A 13,702-nucleotide genomic window follows, 5' to 3' on the forward strand; every position below is an offset into this window, starting at 1 on the left:
CGCACCCGCTTGGCCCTGGACCGCAGGCCAAGTCCTGCGACGATCCAGCCCGCATGAGCACCACGACCGACCTCGCCGGCTGGACGCCGGCCCGCCGTCCCGACGCCACGCGTCTCGTAGGCGCGCGCGTCCGACTGGATCCGCTGGACGCCGAGCGCCACGCCGGCGACCTCTTCGCCGCCGCGCACGGCCCGGGCGCCGACCCGCGTCTGTGGGACCACCTCGGCTACGGACCGTTCGCCGGCGTCGCGGCGCTGCGCGCGCACCTCGCCGCGCAGCAGCGGTCCGAGGACCCGCGGTTCTACGCCGTGGTCGACCTCGCGACCGGCCGCGCCGCGGGCGTCGTCAGCTTCCTGCGCGTCGACCCCGCCCACGGCACGATCGAGATCGGCCACATCTGGTTCGGCGGCCCGCTGCAGCGCACGCCGCAGGCGACCGAGGCCGTCCACCTGCTCGCACGCCACGCCTTCGACACGCTCGGACATCGCCGGCTGGAGTGGAAGTGCGACGCCGCCAACGGGCGCTCGCAGGCCGCGGCGCAACGCTTCGGCTTCACCTACGAGGGCACGTTCCGCCAGCACCAGATCGTCAAGGGCCGCAACCGCGACACCGCCTGGTACTCGATCGTCGACGGCGAGTGGCCCGCGATCGACGCGGCGTTCGCCGCCTGGCTGGCTCCGGCGAACTTCGACGCCGACGGCCGCCAGCGCGCCTCGCTGGCCCGGTTGCGCGGCGCGGTCGCGGGTTGACTTCCGGCGACGACCCGACGACGCTCGCCGCGACCATGCCGCTGCCGCCGCTCCTCTCCGACCGCCCGCGCGCCCTGCGCCTCACGCTGACCTACGTGACGCCGGCGGTGGGTGGCCTGCTCGCCGGGGCGACGCTCGGGCTCTCGCTCGCGGCGTGGACGATCGCCAACGTGCTCGCCACGCTGGGCGGGCTCGGCGGCGGCTTCGAGCACGACACGCTCCGCGATGCCGCCCGGCGCGGCGCGATCGGCGGCCTGCTCTTCGGGACGGGGCTGGTCGTCGCCGACGCGACGGTCGTGGACGACCGCGTGGCGACGATCGTCGATCCGGCGTTCCTGCACCCGCTGCTGACGACGACGGTCGGCACGCTGCTCAGCGTGGCCGGCGCCGCGTTGCGCCTCCGAGTGGTGCGGCGCCGTGAGGCGGCCGCTGCGGCGGCGTAGTCCTACAGGTTGCCCGCCACGTCGGGCCCCTCGGGCCCGCGCTGGCGCAGGAAGCGCTGGAACTCGCGCGCGATGACGTCGCCCGACGGCAGCTCGGTCGGGTCGGCGTCGTCCTCCTCCTCGGCGGCGGCCTTCTCCAGTCGCTCGACGAACGCCTGCACGTCGGGGTCGGACTGCACCGCGAGCGACACCTGGCGCTCGTAGTCGGCCGAGGCCAGCTCGAGCTCCTCGGCGTCGACCGTCACGCCGACCAGCGACTCGAGCTTGCGCACGAGCGCGAGTGCCGCCTTCGGGTTCGGCGCGGCCGCGACGTAGTGCGGAACGCTGGCCCACAGCGACGCCGACGGCACGCCGGCCTCCTGGCAGGCGGCCTGCAGCACGCCGACGATGCCGGTCGGGCCCTCGTAGGAGGTCGGCGCCATGTCGAGGTGCTCGATCAGCGTCGGGTCGCTCGAGATGCCGGTGATCCCGACGGGACGGCTATGCGGCACGTCGGCCAGTAACGCACCGAGCGAGACGACCATCTGCGTGCCGAGCGCCTCGGCGAGGTCGACGATGATCTTCGTGAACCCGCGCCAGCGGAAGCTCGGCTCGGGACCGGAGAGCAGCACGAGATCGCGCGGCGCACGCGGCACGCGGGCCTCGTAGATCTCGACCGACGGCCACTGGAGCTCGCGCGTGTCCCCGTCGACCATCTGCACCTGCGGACGCGTGGCCTGGAAGTCGAAGAACTCCTCGGGATCGATCTGGGCGAAGCGGGTTGCGCCGAGCGAGGCGCCGAAGAATCGCAGGGCGGCGGAGGCCGCGTCCCCGGCGTCGTTCCAACCGGTGAACGCGCAGACCAGCGCCGGGGCACGAAGGCCGTCGGGCCGGCTCTCCCAGATGAGCGGCTGCATCAAGAGGACGGTAGCGGCATCCGATCCACGCTCCACAATGGATCCCGTGGCCGCCGTTCCGGACACCTCCGAGCCGGAGGTGCAGCAGATCGCGACCCTACGCGCCGGCGACGACGTGCAGGGCGTCTTCGCCTGCACCCGCAAGGAGCGCCTGATGTCGCGGGCGGGGACGCCGTACCTGGCGCTGGAGCTCCGCGACCGCACCGGCGCGATCCCCGCGCGCATCTTCCGCGACGCCGACGTCGCGGCCGCGCGGTTCGAGCGCGGCGACCTCGTCCGGGTCGCCGGGCGCGTGGAGCGCTTCCGCGAGGAGCTGCAGCTCGACGTCCGCGCGATCGCCGCCGCCGCGCCCGGCGACGCGGACCCCGCCGCGTTCCTGCCGACCGCCTACCGCGACCTCGACGAGCTCGACGGCTTCCTCGAGCACCTCGCCCGCGAGGTCCACGACCCGGGCTTCCGCGCGCTGCTCGAATCCCTGCTGGCCGACGACGCGCTGCGCCGCGCCTGGCGGACGGCGCCGTGCTCGCGCAACGGCCACCACGCCTATCTCGGCGGGCTGCTGGAGCACACCGTCGCGGTCGCGACGCTCGCCCAGGAGGCGTGCCTGCTGCACGTGCGGCTGAACTCCGACCTGCTGATCACCGCGGCGATCGTCCACGACCTCGGCAAGACCGAGGAGTTCACCTACGGCGCCGAGATCGGGCTGAGCGACGCCGGCCGCCTGCTCGGCCACGTCGAGCTCGGCCTGCGCCTGCTCGACGAGCGCGCCGCCGGCATCCCCGCGATGGACGCCGAGCGCCGCCTGGCGCTGGCCCACTGCGTCCTCACCCACCACGGGCCCGACAGCGCGCCGAACCGGCGCTTCGGCTCGCCGGAGGCGCTCGCGCTGCACCGCCTCAACGCGGTCGACGCCGCGATCAAGGGCGCGCTGGAGCAGGGGCTCGGGCTCGATTCCTAGAAGTGCCCGGTCACCCCGTTGCCGTTGACCGAGACCTCGCGCTCGTCCTCGGGCGCGGGGCGCAGGATGAGCACCTCGGCGTCGGCGCGGTTCAGCAGCCAGACGAGGTCGTCGCCGCTGAAGCCCGACCCGGGGTGGTTGGTGGCCGACACGATCACCCGGTCGAAGGACTCGGTCTCCAGCTCGCGGCGCAGCGCGTCGCGGTACGTCCGGCCGCGGCTGATGCGGGCATCGACGGCGACCTCCTGCCCGGCCGCGCGCTGCTCGATGACCTCCATCAGCGTCATCGCGCTGAGGCACTGGCGCGCGAGCGGCGCGTCCAGCGGCAGGTTCAGCGGGACCGTCGCGAGGTAGCAGGGCATGAGCGTCGCGCCCTCGACACGGGCCAGGCGCACGGCCGCGTCGAACGCGCGACGGGAGATCGACGCGCCGGTGAACGGCAGCAGGATCCGGCGCACGGTGTCCGGACGGGTGGCGGCCGCGAGGGCGCGGGCGCGGTGCCGATGGCCCGGCAGCCCGCGGCCGGCGACGAACCCGGCGGCCAGCGTGGCGACGGCGACGACAAGGGCGTAGGTGGGGATCATGACGGCGGCCTCCGGCTGCGGTCGGCCACGATCCGGACGTCGACGCCCGGAGCGAGGCGGATGAGACGCTGCGGCAGCGGCTCGCGCAGGCGCGCCAGGCCGCGCGCCGGGCGCGACGCGCCGAGCAGGAAGTAGGTCGTGCCGCGCCTCTGGGCGACCCGCGCGGCGGTCTCGGCGACGTCGTCGCCCTCCTCGACCAGCAGCTCGGCGCCGAGGACCGACCCGAGCTGGCGCAGCGCGTGCAGCGCCTGCTCCTGCTCCTCGGTCTCCCGGGCGCCCGGATGGCGGACCCACAGGAGGTCGAGGTCGGCCCCGAGCCGCTGGGACGACCGCCACGCGCGGCGCACCAGCCGCTGCGCGCCGGGATAGGGCTCGACGAGCGCCAGCAGCCGCTCGCCGACGGCCGCCTGGTGGAGGCCCGCCTCGACCCGGTCTGACCGGGTGCCCGGCGCGTCGCCGATCGCCGTGCGACGCGTCTCCACCTCCTGGGCGACCTGGCGCAGGGCGGTCTCGCGCAGCGCGCTGAGGTTCTCGATCTTGAAGAAGCCCTGCAGCGCCGCGTCGATGCGATCGTTGGAGTACACCTTGCCCGCCCGCAGGCGCTCCAGCAGCGCCTCGGGCGTGAGGTCGACGATCACGACCTCGTCGGCCTTCTGCAGCACGGAGTCGGGGACGGTCTCGCGGACGCGGACGCCGGAGAGCTCGGCGATCGCGTCGTTGAGCGACTCGAGGTGCTGGACGTTCATGGTGGAGAACACGTCGATCCCCGCCTCCAGCACGTCGTGGACGTCCTCGTAGCGCTTGGGATGCTCGACCCCCGGGGCGTTCGTGTGCGCCAGCTCGTCGATCAGGCACAGCTCGGGGCCGCGCAGCAGGACGCCCGGGAGATCGAGCTCCTCCAGCGTCGAGCCCCGATAGGTGATGCGGCGCCGCGGCACGCGCTCGAGCCCGTCGGCGGCGGCCAGCGTGTCCGCGCGGCGATGCGTCTCGAGCAGGCCGACCACGACGTCGCGCCCGGCCTCCAGCTCCGCCTGGCCCTCCTGCAGCATCCGCACGGTCTTGCCCACACCGGCGGCCATGCCGAGGAACACCTTCAGGTGACCATGGGCCGTGGGCGGGGCGAGGTCCATCACGCACCGAGCAGGTTGTGCACGATCAGGTCGATGAGCTTGATCCCCGCAAACGGAGCGATGAGGCCGCCGAGGCCGTAGACGAGCAGGTTGCGGCGCAGCAGCGCGGTCGCGCCGACGGCCCGGTAGCGGACGCCGCGCAGCGCGATCGGGATGAGCATCGGGATGACGAGCGCGTTGAAGACGATGGCCGAGATGATGGCCGACCGCGGCGTACCGAGGCTCATGACGTTCAACGCGTTCAGCGGCCCGGTGGCGTCGCCACGGGCAGCGTAGGTCGCGGCGAAGATCGCCGGCAGGATGGCGAAGTACTTGGCCACGTCGTTGGCGATGGAGAACGTCGTCAGCGCGCCGCGCGTGATGAGCAGCTGCTTGCCGACCTCGACGATCTCGATGAGCTTCGTCGGGTTGGAGTCCAGGTCCACCATGTTGCCCGCCTCGCGGGCGGCCTGGGTGCCGGTGTTCATCGCCACGCCGACGTCGGCCTGCGCGAGCGCCGGGGCGTCGTTGGTCCCGTCGCCGGTCATCGCCACGAGCCGCCCCGCGGCCTGCTCGGCCCGGATCAGCTCCATCTTGCGCTCCGGCGTCGCCTCCGCGAGGAAGTCGTCGACGCCGGCCTCCTCGGCGATCTTCGCCGCGGTGAGGCGGTTGTCGCCGGTGACCATGACGGTGCGGATGCCCATCGCCCGCAGCTGCTCGAAGCGGGCGGCCATGCCCTCCTTGACGGTGTCCTTGAGGTAGATGACGCCCAGCACCTGGCTGTCGCGCGCGACGGCCAGCGGCGTGCCGCCCTCGCGGGCGATCCGGTCCACCACGCCGCCCAGCTCGGCGGGCACCTGGCCGCCCTCGGCGCGCGCGAACGCGATGACCGAGTCGGCGGCGCCCTTGCGCAGCCGCGTGCCGTCGTAGTCCACGCCGCTCATGCGCGTCTGCGCGGTGAACGGGATGAACCGAGCATCGTGCGGCGCGAGCTCGTGCTCGCGCACGCCGTACTGCTTGGCGAGCACCACGATCGAGCGGCCCTCCGGCGTCTCGTCGGCCAGCGAGGCGAACTGCGCGGTCTCGGCCAGCGACGCCTCGGTCACGCCGGGCATCGGGACGAACTCGGCCGCCTGGCGGTTGCCCAGGGTGATCGTGCCGGTCTTGTCGAGCAGGAGCACGTCGACGTCGCCGGACGCCTCCACCGCGCGGCCCGACAGGGCGAGGACGTTGCGGCGGACGAGGCGGTCCATGCCGGCGATGCCGATGGCGCTCAGCAGCGCGCCGATGGTCGTCGGGATCAACGCCACCAACAACGCGATCAGCGTGGTCATGGAGATGTCGGAGCCGGCGAAGCGCGCGAACGGCAGCAGCGTCGCGACGACGATCAGGAAGACGATCGTCAGCCCCGCGAGCAGGATGTTCAGCGCGATCTCGTTCGGCGTCTTGCGCCGCTCGGCGCCCTCGACCAGGGCGATCATCCGGTCCAGGAAGGACTGCCCGGGCTCCTGGGTGATCTCGACCAGGATGTGGTCGCTGAGGACGCGCGTGCCGCCGGTGACCGCGCTGCGGTCGCCGCCGGACTCGCGGATCACCGGTGCCGACTCGCCGGTGATCGCCGACTCGTCGACCGACGCGATGCCCTCGATGACGGTGCCGTCGCCCGGGATGACCTCGCCGGCCTGCACCGACACGACGTCGCCGCGGTGCAACTCGGCCGCGGGGCGCGTGGAGCCGTCGCGCATCCGCGCGACCGTGTCCGAGCGCATGGCGCGCAGCGTGTCGGCCTGGGCCTTGCCGCGGCCCTCGGCCAGTGACTCGGCCAGGTTGGCGAACACGACGGTCAGCCACAGCCAGATGGCCACGGTGATCGTGAACCACGCGGGCTCGTGCCCCCCGCCGAGCGAGTTCCCGCCGAACAGCTGGATGATCCACGCGCCGGTGGTGATCGCCGCGCCGATCTCGACCACGAACATCACCGGGTTGCGAACCTGGATCCGCGGGTCGAGCTTGCGGAGCGAGCCGGTGATCGCCGCTGCGACGATCCCCCGGCTGAACAGGGAGGAGCGCTGCGGGGTCATCGAGCTTCCTGGTCGAGAGCGTGGTTGAGCGTCGTCGTGTTGACGCCCGGCTCGCCGAAGATCCCGAGGCCGCGGCCGTCGGTGTGCTCGGAGATGAGCTGGCGGACGCGAGCGAGTGGCAGGTGGCGGACCGCGGAGATGCGCCGCGCCTGGATGGCCGCGTTGGCCTCCGAGACGTCGGGGTCGACGCCCGAGGCGGAGAACGTCGCCGCGTCGATGGGCACCTTCGCCGCGGTCAGGCCGGGGTCGTAGGGTTGCTCGAGCGCGAGGTAGGCCGCCAGGTTCTGGCGGGTGAGGTCGCGGGTCGAGTTCTGGTTGGGGCCGTGGTTGCCGAAGTACGTGACCGAGGCGCTGTAGCCGGTGGCCGAGGGCCGCGGCTGGAAGTACTTCGGGTCGGGCTCGGTCACGACGTTGCCGTCGGCGTCCTTGGTGGGCCGGCCGGCCGAGTCCAGGACGGGCTTCTGCCACGCCTGTCCCAGCAGCGTCGAGCCGGTGACCTTGCGGCCGACCTTGATCAGGGAGCCGTCGGCCTTGCCCGGGAACGCCACCTGGGCGATCCCGGTCATGACCAGCGGGTAGACGAGGCCCAGCAGCACCGTCAAGGCGACGACGGCGAGGGAGGAGCGGAGGAGGTCCTTGCGCATTGCTGATGCCTGCCCCTAGAACAGGGTGGTGGTGAGGGATTGGACGACCGGCCCCAGCAGGAACGCGGGCAGGAACGTGAGGGCGCCGACCAGGACGACCACGCCGACGAGCAGGAAGCCGAAGGTCGGGGTGTCGGTGCGCATCGTGCCCAGGCCCGCGGGGCTGACCTTCTTGCGCGCCATGGCTCCGCCGACCGCCAGGACCGCGAGGATCGGCACGAAGCGGCCGAAGAGCATCGCGAAGCCGCCCATGAGGTCGGCGAAGGTCACACCGTGGGCGCCGACGTTGCCGGGCGGGTTGGGCTGCAGGTAGCCGGTGTAGCCGGCGAAGGCCGACCCGTTGTTGTTGGCCTGTGACAGGTAGGCGTAGAACGACTCGCTGAAGCCTTGCGGACCTTCGGCGAAGACCGACGGGCCGCCGTATTTCGTGCCGACCGCCAGGGCCGTGAAGACCAGGACCACCAGCGCCGTGAACAGCGCCCCGATCGTCACGAGCTTGACCTCGCGCGGCTCGATCTTCTTGCCGAGGTACTCCGGCGTGCGGCCGACCATCAGGCCGCCGATGAAGACCGCCAGCAGGACGAAGAGCAACATCATGTACAAGCCCGTGCCCACGCCGCCGAAGACCGACTCGCTGTAGCCGAGGTTGGCCATGGGGACGAGGCCGCCGAGGCCGGTGAGCGACTCGAAGGCGGTGTTGACCGCGCCGCAGGAGACGACCGTGGTGATGGCCGTGAAGAGCGACGAGGACGCGACGCCGAAGCGCTGCTCCTTGCCCTCCAGGTTCGCCCCGACCAGGCCGGCGGCGTGCGCCGCGGGCGTGCCGTGCTGCTCGGCGGCGTAGACGACGACGACGCTGACGACGAACAGCGCGAACATCGCGCCGAAGATCGTCCAGCCCTGGCGCCGGCTGCCGACCATGCGCCCGTACGTGTACGGGAGCGCCGCCGGGATGCACAGGATGATGAACATCTCGAAGAAGTTGGAGAACGCCGTCGGGTTCTCGAACGGGTAGGCGGAGTTGACGTTGAAGAACCCGCCGCCGTTGGTCCCGAGCATCTTGATCGCCTCCTGCGAGGCGACCGGGCCGCGTGCCATGCCCCCGACGGTGCCGCCGAGCGTCTGGATCACGCCCTGGGAGACCAGCACGACCGTCGCGACGATCGAGAGCGGCACCAGGATGTACAGGATGATCCGGGTGACGTCCTTGTAGAAGTTGCCGAGGATCCCGTCGCCGCCGCGGGCGGCGATGCCCCGCATGAGCGCCACGAGCACGGAGATGCCGACGGCGGCCGAGACGAAGTTCTGGACCGCCAGGCCGGCCATCTGGCTGAAGTACGACAGCGTCGTCTCGCCGCCGTAGAACTGCCAGTTGGTGTTGGTCAAGAACGAGGACGCCGTGTTGAACGACAGGTCCCACGTCCCGGACTTGAAATCGCCCGGGTTGAACGGGTGGACGCCCTGCGTGCGCAGGATGACGAACAGCACGACCGCGAACAGCGTGGAGAAGACGAGCAGCGATCGCGCGTACCCCTTCCAGTCCTGGCCGCGCTCAGGATCGACGCGCAGGACGCGGTAGAGCCCGCGCTCGACCGGGGCGATCACCGGCGAGAGGAAGACGCGCTCGTCGCGGAACACGCGCGCCATGTAGCCGCCGAGCAGCGGCACGGAGGCGATGAGGATCACGCAGAACGCCGCGATCTGGAGGAAGCCCTGGGTCACGACTTAGAAGCGCTCGCCCCGCAGCAGCGCGTAGAGCAGGTAGGCCAGGACCAGGACGCAGACCACGAGCCCGAAGAGGTCGGACGCGCTCATACGCGGTCCAGCAGCTCCGCGAGGCCGAGCAGCGACGCGAAGACCGCGACGACGAGGGCGATGGCGACGACGTCCATGGCTAGCGGCGCCCCAGCGCGGCATTGGACCTTGGGGAAGGCATGCCCGCATCATGCGTCCGCGCCCGTGCCGGACTCGTACGGCTTGCCGATCAGTGCGTACAGATTTCGTACGGGCCGTCAGGGGTGCCGTAGCGACACCGTCTCCTACGCGGCGAAGCGGTACCCGACGCCCGGGTCCGTGCAGATGATGCTGAACCCGCGCGCCCCGGCGGAGGGCTCGATCTTGCGCCTCAGGTTGGCGATGTGGCCGCGCAGGACGGTCACGTCGTCGGCGTACTCCGGGCCCCAGACCTCGATCAGCAGCGCGCGGTGGGTCATCAGCCGGCCGCGGTTGCGGGCGAGCGTCTCCAGCAGCCGGAACTCGATCGGCGTGAGGTGCACCTCCTCGCCGTCGCGCCGCACGGTGTGCGCGGCGAGGTCGAGCTCGAGCCCCTCCGCGGCGATCCGCGGCTCGTCGGCGGGGCCCTGCACGCGCCGCAGCGCCGCCTCGAGCCGGGCGACGAGCTCGCGCGCGCCGAACGGCTTGGTGACGTAGTCGTCGGCGCCGGCCTCCAGCGCGCGCACCTTGGCGTCCTCGTCGCCGACGGCGCTGAGCACGATGATCGGCATCTGGCTCCAGCCGCGGATCTGGCGGCAGACCTCGACGCCGTCGCCGTCGGGCAGGACGAGGTCGATGATCGCCCCGTCCGGCGGGTGCACCGCCGCGCGGTCCAGCGCCTCCTCGGCCGTCTCGGCGAGGACCGCCTCGAAGCCGGCCTCGCGCAGGATGACCTTCAGCGCTCGCAGGATCTGCGGCTCGTCGTCGCAGACGAGGATGCGGCGGCGGTCGCTCATGGGCGCACGGGAGGCTAGCCGGGGTCGGGGTCGCCGATGGGGAACTCGACGACGAACGACGCGCCCTGGCCGGGGAGCGACTCGACCCGCACGGCGCCGCCGTTGGCCTCCACGAACCCCTTGACGATCGCCAGCCCCAGGCCCGAGCCGGTCGTCGCCGAGCCGGTGCCGCGGTAGAACGGCGTGAAGATCCGCGGCTGCTCGGCGAGCGGGACGCCGGGACCGCGATCGACCACGCGCACGACGAGGCGGTGGCCGACCGCGCGGGCCCGCACCGAGACCGGCTGGCCGCCGCCGTGGGCCAGCGCGTTCTCCATCAGGTTGGCGTAGGCGCGCTCGAGCTGGACGGCGTCGGCGCGCAGCGGCGGCAGGTCGCGGTCCAGCTGCAGGGTCACCAGGTCCGGGCGCCCGAGCTCGTCGCGCGCCGCGGTCAGCACCTCGCCCACGTCGGTCCACTCCAGGCGCGGAGCGGCCTCGCCGGCCTGCAGCCGCGAGAGGTCCAGCAGCTTGCCGATCAGCCGCTCCAGCCGGGCGCCCTCCTCGACGACGGCGCGGCTCAGCTCGGCGCGGTCCTCGGCGTCCAGCGCCGGAGAGCCGAGGGCCTCGCCCGAGGAGATCATGGCGGTCAGCGGCGAGCGCAGGTCGTGCGAGACGGCGCGCAGGATCGCGGTCTTGAGGTCGTCGCTGCGGCGCAGCGACGCGGTCTCGACGACCTCGTCGAGCAGCGCCTCGCGCTCGATGGCCCCGGCCAGGATCACCTCCAGGGCGGGAACGATCCGCTCGCGCAGGCGGACGTCGGTGCCCGCCGGCAGGACCGCGGGGACCAGCAGCGTCGCCAGCACCACGCCGTCGCGCATCAGCGGGTAGGCCACCTGCCGGGGGCCGCCCGGCACGGCGCCGAGCACGAGCTGGGCCGACGGCAGCTCCAGCGAGGCGGCGATGCGCTGCGCGGTCTGCGCCAGGCCGTCCTCCACGCCCGTGCCGCCGAGCAGCACACGCGCCGCACCGGCGGCGAGGTCGGCCTCCGCTCGGCGCTGCTGGGCCTCGGCGGCACGCTCGCGCGCCAGCTCGGCGACCGCGCTGGCCGCTGCGGCCACCGCCAGGAACGTCAGCAGGCCGACCCAGTTGTCGCTGCCGGCGATGGCGAAGCGGCCCGTGGGCGGGATGTGGAAGAAGTTGTAGGCCAGCGCGCTGAGCAGCGCCGTGGCGATCCCGAAGACCACGCCCCAGTAGGTCGAGATCACCAGGACGACCAGGACGTAGACCACGCCGAGCGACAGCACCGGCGCGAGCTGACGCAGCGCGTACACCAGCGCGGTCGCGGCCGCGACGCCGAGGATCGACGCGGCCACGCCGGCGGCCAGCGGCGGGCGGGCGACCGACCTCATGCACGCTCCGGCTCGGCGCGCAGCGCCCGGCGGACGAGCTGCCCGGCGACGAAGAGCATCAACAGCGCGAAGAGGACCTCGACGGTCCGCTCCGGGATCGCGTTGACGATCGCCACGCCGAGGATGGCGGCGGGGATCGCCAGGACGCCGAGCACGACGGCGTCGCGCAGCCGCAGGTTGCCGTACCGCTGCTGGTTGGCGGCGCCGGCCAGCGCCACCGGGATGATCGCCAGCAGCGATGTCGCCTCCGCGTCGACCTGTGCGAGGCCGAGGAACAGCGCCAGGCCGGGGACGAACAGCACGCCGCCCCCCACGCCGAGCATCCCGGCGACCACGCCCGCAGCCAGGCCGACGACGATCGCGCCGATCACGGGACCAGGATCGTGATCGCGGTGGCCACCATGAGCGCCGCGAAGAGCAGCGACACGGTCCGCGGGTCGACCCGCTGCTGCAGCGCGGTGCCGGCGAGCACGCCGCCGACCGCGGGGACGCCGACCAGCAGGCCGTCGCCGAGGTGCACGTTGCCGTAGGCGCCCTGGGCGAGCATCGCCGCGGCGGCGATGACGACGATCGCGGCCAGCGACGTGCCGGTCGCCTCCCGCGTGCCGTACCCGAGCCACAGCACGAGCAGGGGCACGATCACCGTGCCGCCGCCGACGCCGAAGAGGCCGCTGAACAGCCCGGCCGCGGTCCCGATCACCGCCAGGCGCAACGTCCGTTGCGCGCCCACGGCCATCGTCGGGTCAGGGCGCGGCATGCTGCGATGATAAGTGCGTGCCTCCTGCCGCGACCCTGACCGACGTCCTCGCACCGCTGCTGGCCGACCCCGCCCGCGCCGCCGTGCTGCTGGACATCGACGGAACGCTCGCGCCCATCGTCCGCCATGCCGACGACGCGCACGTCCCCGAGCCGACTCGGGCCCCGCTCATCGTGATCGCCAAGCGCTACGGCCTGGTCGCCTGCATCAGCGGCCGCCGCGCCGCGACCGCGCGCCGGATCGTCTCGCTGGGCTCGATCACCTACGTCGGCAACCACGGCGCGGAGATCCTGCGCGGTGGCCAGACGACGCCCGAGGTCGACCCCGAGGTCGCCGAGTGGGGCCGGCGCGTGCGGCGCTTCGCCGACGAGCAGCTGCGCGACGACGAGCTGCATCGCCTCCGCATCCGCGGCGAGGACAAGGACGTGATCTTCGGCTTTCACTGGCGCGGCGCGCCGGACGAGGACGCCGCCGAGCTGGCCGTGCGCGCGCTGGCTCAGCGCGCCGAGGCCGCCGGGTTCGCCACCCACTTCGGGCGCAAGATCCTCGAGGTCCGGCCGCCGGTCGAGCTGCACAAGGGCAAGGGCGTCGACCGGCTGCTGGAGGAGAGCGACGTCGACGTGGCGCTGTTCGCCGGCGACGACGGCACCGACCTCGACGCCTTCAGCGCGCTGCGCGGCGCCGTCGCCGACGGGCGGCTGCGCCAGGCCGTCTGCGTCGGGGTGCGCTCCGACGAGACGCCGCCGGAGCTGGAGGAGTCCGCCGACGTGCTCGTCGACGGACCGCTCGGCGTGCGAGCCGCGCTCGAGGTGCTGGCGGGATCCGCCTAGGTGCGATTCGTCGACTTCCTGCGCGCGACCGTTCTGCTCAGCGCCGGCGCCGCCACCACCCTCGGCGTGCTCACGATCGTGGCCGCCGGCGGGACGCAGAACGACCAGGTCGTCCCCTACGCCGTCGGCTGGTGGGTGCTGGCGACGCTGACCGGGACGTACATCGGGCGGCGCAACGAGGTCAACCCGCCGATCGCCAGGCTGCTGGCCGACGCCAAGGCCGCGACGATGATGCCCGAGGTGCGACCCGGGGCGACGATGGCCAACCGCCTCTGGCCGCTGCTGCTCGTGGTGGTGGCGGCGGGCGCGCTCTCGTTCCTCGGCCCGCAGATCCCGGGGATCGCGACCGGGTTCACCATCATCTGGTCGCTGGCCTGGCGGCGCCAGGAGTCCGCCGTGCAGGCGATCGAGGAGCGCGACGGCGTGTCGTTCTTCGTCGAGCGATCGTCACCCGTCGCCCCGATGCAGCTCGTGCGCGTGCCCGGCCTGCGGCGCGAGCGGCCGTCGATCAACGGTGTCGGGCCGTAGGGCTCG

Annotated in this window: 16 protein-coding genes; 5 read left to right on the forward strand and 11 right to left on the reverse strand. The window is 73.1% G+C overall.

Annotated elements, in window-relative coordinates; translation table 11 throughout:
• Positions 1–53 precede the first annotated feature (53 nt).
• Together VK501_RS09520 and VK501_RS09525 are read left to right on the forward strand one after the other, a co-directional pair.
• A complete protein-coding gene (locus VK501_RS09520) occupies positions 54–749 on the forward strand; it encodes a GNAT family protein (protein WP_324336990.1) in 696 nt (231 codons plus the stop codon).
• Positions 746–1,192, forward strand: a complete 447-nt coding sequence (locus tag VK501_RS09525) for a hypothetical protein (RefSeq protein ID WP_324336992.1) — start codon at positions 746–748, stop codon at positions 1,190–1,192. Before VK501_RS09520 ends, VK501_RS09525 begins: the two co-directional genes overlap by 4 nt.
• Positions 1,193–1,194: 2 nt before the next feature.
• On the opposite strand, the gene VK501_RS09530 is transcribed toward VK501_RS09525, so the two are convergent.
• Positions 1,195–2,088, reverse strand: a complete 894-nt coding sequence (locus VK501_RS09530; protein ID WP_324336994.1) for a PAC2 family protein — start codon at positions 2,086–2,088, stop codon at positions 1,195–1,197.
• Positions 2,089–2,134: 46 nt separating this feature from the next.
• Here VK501_RS09530 and VK501_RS09535 point away from each other — a divergent pair, with 46 nt between their 5' ends.
• Complete coding sequence (locus VK501_RS09535) at positions 2,135–3,046, forward strand: HDIG domain-containing metalloprotein (protein WP_324336996.1); 912 nt, start codon at positions 2,135–2,137, stop codon at positions 3,044–3,046.
• On the opposite strand, the gene VK501_RS09540 is transcribed toward VK501_RS09535, so the two are convergent.
• The 10 genes from VK501_RS09540 to VK501_RS09585 form a co-directional block, all read right to left on the reverse strand.
• Complete coding sequence (locus tag VK501_RS09540) at positions 3,043–3,630, reverse strand: universal stress protein (protein ID WP_324336998.1); 588 nt, start codon at positions 3,628–3,630, stop codon at positions 3,043–3,045. The genes VK501_RS09535 and VK501_RS09540 overlap by 4 nt on opposite strands.
• Positions 3,627–4,760: a histidine kinase gene (locus VK501_RS09545; protein WP_324336999.1), complete on the reverse strand. Its 1,134-nt coding sequence runs from the start codon at positions 4,758–4,760 to the stop codon at positions 3,627–3,629. The genes VK501_RS09540 and VK501_RS09545 overlap by 4 nt, the downstream gene beginning before the upstream one ends.
• Entirely contained in the window at positions 4,760–6,820 is a 2,061-nt protein-coding gene (gene kdpB, locus VK501_RS09550; RefSeq protein WP_324337001.1) for a potassium-transporting ATPase subunit KdpB, read from the reverse strand. The genes VK501_RS09545 and kdpB overlap by 1 nt, the downstream gene beginning before the upstream one ends.
• Positions 6,817–7,464, reverse strand: coding sequence for a potassium-transporting ATPase subunit C (locus VK501_RS09555; RefSeq protein ID WP_324337003.1), 648 nt, complete (start codon positions 7,462–7,464; stop codon positions 6,817–6,819). Before VK501_RS09555 ends, kdpB begins: the two co-directional genes overlap by 4 nt.
• Positions 7,465–7,479: 15 nt before the next feature.
• The gene (kdpA, locus tag VK501_RS09560; RefSeq protein WP_324337005.1) at positions 7,480–9,186 is read right to left on the reverse strand and encodes a potassium-transporting ATPase subunit KdpA; all 1,707 of its coding nucleotides are present in this window, start codon (positions 9,184–9,186) and stop codon (positions 7,480–7,482) included.
• 3 nt (positions 9,187–9,189) lie between these two features.
• Entirely contained in the window at positions 9,190–9,279 is a 90-nt protein-coding gene (locus VK501_RS09565; RefSeq protein WP_324337007.1) for a potassium-transporting ATPase subunit F, read from the reverse strand.
• A 224-nt stretch (positions 9,280–9,503) separates the two neighbouring features.
• Positions 9,504–10,193 (reverse strand): response regulator transcription factor, encoded by a 690-nt coding sequence (locus tag VK501_RS09570; protein ID WP_324337009.1) that lies wholly within the window; start codon positions 10,191–10,193, stop codon positions 9,504–9,506.
• Positions 10,194–10,207: 14 nt separating this feature from the next.
• Positions 10,208–11,581 (reverse strand): sensor histidine kinase, encoded by a 1,374-nt coding sequence (locus VK501_RS09575; RefSeq protein ID WP_324337010.1) that lies wholly within the window; start codon positions 11,579–11,581, stop codon positions 10,208–10,210.
• Positions 11,578–11,952 carry a sulfite exporter TauE/SafE family protein gene (locus VK501_RS09580; RefSeq protein ID WP_324337012.1) on the reverse strand — a complete coding sequence of 125 codons (375 nt, stop codon included), beginning with the start codon at positions 11,950–11,952 and terminating at the stop codon, positions 11,578–11,580. The genes VK501_RS09575 and VK501_RS09580 overlap by 4 nt, the downstream gene beginning before the upstream one ends.
• The gene (locus VK501_RS09585) at positions 11,949–12,338 is read right to left on the reverse strand and encodes a sulfite exporter TauE/SafE family protein (protein WP_324337014.1); all 390 of its coding nucleotides are present in this window, start codon (positions 12,336–12,338) and stop codon (positions 11,949–11,951) included. The genes VK501_RS09580 and VK501_RS09585 overlap by 4 nt, the downstream gene beginning before the upstream one ends.
• Positions 12,339–12,355: 17 nt before the next feature.
• On the opposite strand from VK501_RS09585, the gene otsB reads away from it, so the two are divergent.
• Complete coding sequence (gene otsB / locus VK501_RS09590; RefSeq protein WP_324337016.1) at positions 12,356–13,168, forward strand: trehalose-phosphatase; 813 nt, start codon at positions 12,356–12,358, stop codon at positions 13,166–13,168.
• Positions 13,169–13,696: a hypothetical protein gene (locus tag VK501_RS09595; RefSeq protein ID WP_324337018.1), complete on the forward strand. Its 528-nt coding sequence runs from the start codon at positions 13,169–13,171 to the stop codon at positions 13,694–13,696.
• The last annotated feature ends 6 nt before the right edge of the window (positions 13,697–13,702 follow it).

The organism is Baekduia sp. (genome assembly GCF_035318805.1).
Lineage (GTDB): Bacteria > Actinomycetota > Thermoleophilia > Solirubrobacterales > Solirubrobacteraceae > Baekduia.

Bases quoted from the DNA above. Each gene is read 5' to 3' on its own strand.
- VK501_RS09520 (WP_324336990.1), top strand. From the start codon at position 54: ATGAGCACCACGACCGACCTCGCCGGCTGGACGCCGGCCCGCCGTCCC.
- VK501_RS09530 (WP_324336994.1), bottom strand. From the start codon at position 2,088: ATGCAGCCGCTCATCTGGGAGAGCCGGCCCGACGGCCTTCGTGCCCCG.
- VK501_RS09540 (WP_324336998.1), bottom strand. From the start codon at position 3,630: ATGATCCCCACCTACGCCCTTGTCGTCGCCGTCGCCACGCTGGCCGCC.
- VK501_RS09545 (WP_324336999.1), bottom strand. From the start codon at position 4,760: ATGGACCTCGCCCCGCCCACGGCCCATGGTCACCTGAAGGTGTTCCTC.
- kdpB (WP_324337001.1), bottom strand. From the start codon at position 6,820: ATGACCCCGCAGCGCTCCTCCCTGTTCAGCCGGGGGATCGTCGCAGCG.
- VK501_RS09555 (WP_324337003.1), bottom strand. From the start codon at position 7,464: ATGCGCAAGGACCTCCTCCGCTCCTCCCTCGCCGTCGTCGCCTTGACG.
- VK501_RS09565 (WP_324337007.1), bottom strand. From the start codon at position 9,279: ATGAGCGCGTCCGACCTCTTCGGGCTCGTGGTCTGCGTCCTGGTCCTG.
- VK501_RS09570 (WP_324337009.1), bottom strand. From the start codon at position 10,193: ATGAGCGACCGCCGCCGCATCCTCGTCTGCGACGACGAGCCGCAGATC.
- VK501_RS09575 (WP_324337010.1), bottom strand. From the start codon at position 11,581: ATGAGGTCGGTCGCCCGCCCGCCGCTGGCCGCCGGCGTGGCCGCGTCG.
- VK501_RS09585 (WP_324337014.1), bottom strand. From the start codon at position 12,338: ATGCCGCGCCCTGACCCGACGATGGCCGTGGGCGCGCAACGGACGTTG.